General features: G+C 72.2%; 4 protein-coding genes and 1 tRNA gene. 1 reads left to right on the forward strand and 4 read right to left on the reverse strand.

Annotated elements, in window-relative coordinates; genetic code table 11:
- Nucleotides 1-42 precede the first annotated feature (42 nt).
- From DEIPI_RS0105835 to ddrC, 4 genes are all read right to left on the reverse strand, one after another.
- The gene (locus DEIPI_RS0105835; RefSeq protein ID WP_027481173.1) at nt 43-885 is read right to left on the reverse strand and encodes a VOC family protein; all 843 of its coding nucleotides are present in this window, start codon (nt 883-885) and stop codon (nt 43-45) included.
- Between the two features lie 149 nt (nt 886-1,034).
- Nucleotides 1,035-1,175 (reverse strand): hypothetical protein, encoded by a 141-nt coding sequence (locus DEIPI_RS37425; RefSeq protein ID WP_157463477.1) that lies wholly within the window; start codon nt 1,173-1,175, stop codon nt 1,035-1,037.
- A gap of 115 nt (nt 1,176-1,290) precedes the next feature.
- Nucleotides 1,291-2,235 carry an asparaginase gene (locus tag DEIPI_RS0105845; RefSeq protein WP_027481174.1) on the reverse strand — a complete coding sequence of 315 codons (945 nt, stop codon included), beginning with the start codon at nt 2,233-2,235 and terminating at the stop codon, nt 1,291-1,293.
- A gap of 77 nt (nt 2,236-2,312) precedes the next feature.
- Complete coding sequence (ddrC, locus tag DEIPI_RS0105850; protein ID WP_027481175.1) at nt 2,313-3,011, reverse strand: DNA damage response protein DdrC; 699 nt, start codon at nt 3,009-3,011, stop codon at nt 2,313-2,315.
- A gap of 192 nt (nt 3,012-3,203) precedes the next feature.
- On the opposite strand from ddrC, the gene DEIPI_RS0105855 reads away from it, so the two are divergent.
- Nucleotides 3,204-3,280: transfer RNA gene (locus DEIPI_RS0105855), tRNA-Arg, on the forward strand.
- Nucleotides 3,281-3,426 lie beyond the last annotated feature (146 nt).

A 3,426-nucleotide genomic window follows, 5' to 3' on the forward strand; every position in this document is an offset into this window, starting at 1 on the left:
AGGCCGCCCGCGTCCGGACGCGGGCGGCCTCCCTACGACCCGTCAGCGCGGGTCGGGAACGAAGACGAACACATGCCCCTCCGGATCCCGCGCCGCGAAGCGCTCCCCGTCTCGCACGCACGGCAGGCGCGCCGCCTCCACGCGGCGCGCCACCGCCTCCACGTCCGCGTAGAACGTCAGCGTCGCGTGGTCCCCGCCGAACATGTCCGCGAGGCCCACCTGCGGGTCCCAGCAGTACAGCCAGCGTCGCGGCGTGCCGTTCCCGTCGGGTTCCGCGCTCGGGCCCAGCACGAACTGCGCGAAGTCGCGGTCCTCCTGCTCCTTCACGTACTCGAAGCCGTACGCGCGCGGCAGGCGCTCGAGCATGCCGTGGTAGTCCGAGAAGGCGATGGCCGCCTCACGCAGGCCCATCACGGGCAGCGCGTGTGCCGGACGCCGCACCGGCGTCGGCGGGAAGTGCGGGCGCCGCTCGTCCGCGAGGTCCACGCCGCGCAGCTCCAGCCCGTGTCCGAACGGATCGAAGAAGTACACCGTGGGATCGGGCCGTTCGGGCGTGCCGAGGTCGATCTCCGTCCACGTCAGGCCGTGCTCGGCGAGGATTTCCTTCCCGAGCGGCAGGTCCCGGGGCAGCACCTGCCACGCGAAGTGCAGGTGCGACGCGCCGCGCGGCATGAGGGGCGCGAGCGCCTCGTCGTTCCAGCGCCGCGTCACGGGCTTCCAGAGCGTCAGCGTCTGGTGATCGTTGACGCGCAGCGTCGCCACGCCGCGCTCCTCGTCGTGCTCCTCCACGGGCAGCCCGAACACCTGCGAGTAGAAGCGCACCCCGCGCGCGAGGTGGTTCACCTCCACCGTGATGCCCGCCAGGTCGATGATGGGACTCGTCATGAGCAGACCATAGGGGCGCTCCACGTGCGCGCGGATGATGGAGAGCTTCGCCCGCCCTCACCCTGCGAGATCAACGGCTCGCCCGCCCCCCGGCGGGCCGCGCCTCGACCCGACGGCTCGCCCGCCCCCCGGCGGGTCGCGCCCCGGCCTCAAGTCGTCGGGCCGTAGTACACGTAGAACAGCAGGAACGCGAGGAGCAGCACGACCACCACGGCGACCGCGCCGATCAGGATGTTGTTGGGGTAGCGGATCTGACGGTCCAGCTTGGGACGTTCGTTCTCGTCGGGCATGCCCCAATCTCGCGTGGGCGGCGGTGAGGAGTGTTCCCCGCCGCACGGCCCACCGAGGGGCTTCCTTCAAGGTCGCTTGGGGCGTTCTTCGGCTCGTGTGCGCGCACGCAGTCCGTCAGAACGCGCCGCGCTCGAACACCTCGCGGACCCGCTCGGGTGGGTAGCCCAGGCTGAGCAGCACGATCAGCAGGATGCGCGCCTTGTGCGCGTTCAGGAAGGACGCCGGAATCGCGCCCGCGCGCACGAGCGTCGCGCCGCCACCCGCGTAGGCGTACACGGGCAGCACCGGACCGGCGTGGGTGCGCGTCGCGAGGACGACGGGCTTCTCGCAGGCCTGCACGAGCGGCAGCAGTTCGGGCGGCAGGTTGCCCGTCCCGAGCGCCGCGACGACGAGGCCGTCCGCGCGGGCCGCCGCCTCCTCGAAGCCCTCGCCCTGCCAGCCCGCGTAGGCGTACAGGACCTCCACCCGCGCGTCCACCGACGTCACGGGGAACACGGGACGCGCCTCGGGACGGGCGAAGTACCGCAGGGCCGCGCCGTCCACCCGGCCGAGCGGGCCGGGGTAGCCGCCGAAGGCGCCCTGCGTGGTCGTGTGCGTCTTCGTGACGGTGCGCGCGTCGAAGATGTCGCCGCCGAACACGACGAGCGCGCCGCGTCCGCGCGTCCCGGCGTGCAGGGCGACCTCGGCGGCGTCACGCAGGTTGCCCGGCCCGTCCCAGGAGGGCTCCCCGGCGTGCCGCATGCTGCCCGTCAGCACCACGGGCGTGTCCGTGGACAGCGTGAGGTGCAGGAAGAACGCGGTCTCCTCCAGCGTGTCCGTGCCGTGCGTGAGGACGACGCCGTCGTGCGCGGGACCGACGTCCTCGATCAGGTCGCGCAGGGCCAGCATGTGCTCCAGCCGGATGTGCGGGCTCGGCAGACGGAAGGGCTCGAAGTCGGTGACGCGCACGTCCGGCAGGTCCGGCACGCGCGGCGCGTGCTGCGGGATGACGCCGCCCGCCTGCGGGTCGTACTGCGAGGAGATGGTGCCGCCGGTGTGGATGAGCGCGAGGTGCCGCATGGACTGTCGTGGACGATACCACCAAACGGACGCACCCTCGCCCTGAACAGGGCGAGGGTGCGAGGGGAGAAGGACGGTCAGCTGGCCTGGCCGAGCGCGGCGCGCCAGACCTTGCGTTCGTTGTCGGCGTTGCGGCGGTGCAGGTCGAGGATGGCGTCGTTGCCGTGCGCGCCGTGCGCCTCGATGGCCTGCGCGCTGGCCGTTTCGAGGTAGGTGAGGCGCATCAGTTCGCTGGCGGTCATGCCGTCGCGGGTGTCGCGGACGCCGCGCTCGCGGCGGAAGGCGGCGCTGTTCATGTTGAGGACGCTGCGGTTCGACAGCGAGCTGACCTGCCGGAAGATGTCGCCCTCGCCGCCGTGACGGGCGACGGTGCTCATGAAGCGCTTGCGGGCCTCGGTGCTCTCGAGGCGGGCGCTGAGCCAGCGGCGCTTCTCCGCGTCGGGGTTGCGTTCGGCGATCTCGGCGGCGAGGTGGACGTCCCCGGCGAGGTACCCGGCGAGCAGGTCGCGGGCCTTCTCGCGCCAGCGGCGCGCCTCGGGGGTGGTGAGGGCGAAGGCGAGGGTGGCGACGTCGGTGTCGGTGAGGGTGGGTTCGGGGCCCGCCTCGTCGCCGAAGTCGTGGTGGCCGGCGCCGAGGCCGAGTTCCGCGAGGAGGGCGTCCGCGCGGGCGCGCTCGCGGACGCCGAGGGCGGCGAGGGCGTCGTGGGCGCTGTACCGCCCGTCGGTGCTGGTGCGGACCGTCTGGCGACCGAGCTTGGTGAAGCTGAAGGAGTTCATCCGGACCTCCTGAGGGGCAGTAGTCATCACAGAATCATGATGCCATGATTCTGCCCAAAACATAATGCGTTGCCTCACATCTTCGAGGAAAGAGGAGAGGCGCGGCCTTCCGCGCGGGCCAGGAGCCTCAAGAGCGCACGGCGCCAGGGTACGCTATAATCCCTGCCCGGGAGCCCGGACTCCCGAGAACATGCGCTCGTAGCTCAGTCGGATAGAGCGGGGGACTCCTAAGCCCTAGGCCACTGGTTCGATTCCAGTCGAGCGCGCCACGAGGAGGGAAGGACGCCGCCCCGCGCGGCGTCCTTCCCTTCAGCGTCCGAACAGCGCCCGGGATACCCGCGTGCCGTGCAGCGCGCGGCCCACGAGTGCCGGGACGGCCACCGCCACGAGGGTCACGCCGACCGACGCCGCGGCG

The sequence above is a fragment of the Deinococcus pimensis DSM 21231 genome, assembly GCF_000519345.1.
Classification (GTDB): domain Bacteria; phylum Deinococcota; class Deinococci; order Deinococcales; family Deinococcaceae; genus Deinococcus_A; species Deinococcus_A pimensis.